General features: G+C 57.4%; 1 protein-coding gene. It reads right to left on the reverse strand.

The features are described from left to right. On the reverse strand, positions 1-1,112 hold a 1,112-nt coding region (locus V6S97_RS29090), incomplete at its 3' end, for a DUF4158 domain-containing protein (RefSeq protein WP_334428448.1). Positions 1,113-1,297 lie beyond the last annotated feature (185 nt).

A 1,297-nucleotide genomic window follows, 5' to 3' on the forward strand; every position in this document is an offset into this window, starting at 1 on the left:
ACCATCGACTCGAGTTCTGGCTTCATTCTCAGCAGCCGGTGCCATCCGACTTTCTGGTCGAGAACATCCAATGCGTTTCGACCATAGTCGTTGGCGGACTGCAGTGCGGTGATCGTATCTAGAAACATGCGCAGCGCTTTGGCGGTATTCGCTCTGCAGTCCATCTGTCGCTGCTTCTTTCGATTGTTGGCTTGCGAGAACAATTTACCCATCAGCTTGATGAACATCGTCACCGCATCGTCCGTGAGCTTCTGGCAAAGCTTGATGACTTGGGCCACGATCAGAGCGTGGCGACGGCTGGCGTTGAAGTCGTTGGCAAGCCAGGCCGGCGTTGCGTTGCCCTCCCGGATCATCTGGTCCCACCGTCCGGATGACACGCGCGCCTGCAGTTCCGGATCGATCTCCAGCCGCCGCAGAAAGGCTATCCGCTCGGTCAGCCCGACGAGGTTCGACGCGGCCGGCGCTTCTGGTGCCGAACGCAGCCAATGAAAGCGGGTCTGGCCGATCGACGGGTCAACCTCTAACAGCTTATCCAGTGATTGAAGCCTATCGAGTGGGATGTCTTCAATCAGGGTTCTTTCTGCTCGCCGCCGGGCTATGGCACGGCCGGCAAGGCCGATGCGTTCGATCGTGTCGATCGCCGGCAGAAGAGCGCCGCGTTCGCGAAACGCGGCGACAGTCGAACTGGCTATCGCAGCACCGTCGTCGGACATGGTCGCCGCTTGAATTGCCGCCAATAGCGCGGCGCGGCGATCTTGCAGCGTCGCGCTTCTCGTATCCAGATACACCATTAGCCGCGCCATATGATCCCGACGGGTTTCTTCGCGGCGTGCATAGAGGGCAAATTCGTCTGGAGCGGCGCCGATCTGATCAGCAACATACTTCAGCATGGCGCGAGGCGGAGTTTCTTCTGCTCCAAGCACTCGACCCGGGTATCGCATTAGACATAGCTGGATGGCAAAGCCGAGCCGATTGTGATTACGTCTCCGCAGTTCAATCTCCAGGCGATCCGCCAATGACAACGAATAGTGTCGGATTAGGTTATCCTCGTCGACTGGTATGTCGACAAGCTTCCGGCGATCTTGATCTTTAAGAAGCTTGCGCTTTGCCATCGCCCGACTCCATTGATGAGCAATCTGCTCGAAGCGTTGTCGAGTCGGGCCGGACAGAGAAATCAAAATTGGCGCATGTCGATGGCAATCCACAGAGATCGGATGTTGCACATCCGATCTACGGTATCGTTCCGGTTTCGTTCGACCTTAGCGTACGATTTCGGACTGCTCTTGTTCCGACCCCA

The sequence above is a fragment of the Agrobacterium sp. CCNWLW155 genome, from assembly GCF_036888815.1.
Classification (GTDB): Bacteria; Pseudomonadota; Alphaproteobacteria; order Rhizobiales; family Rhizobiaceae; genus Agrobacterium; species Agrobacterium radiobacter.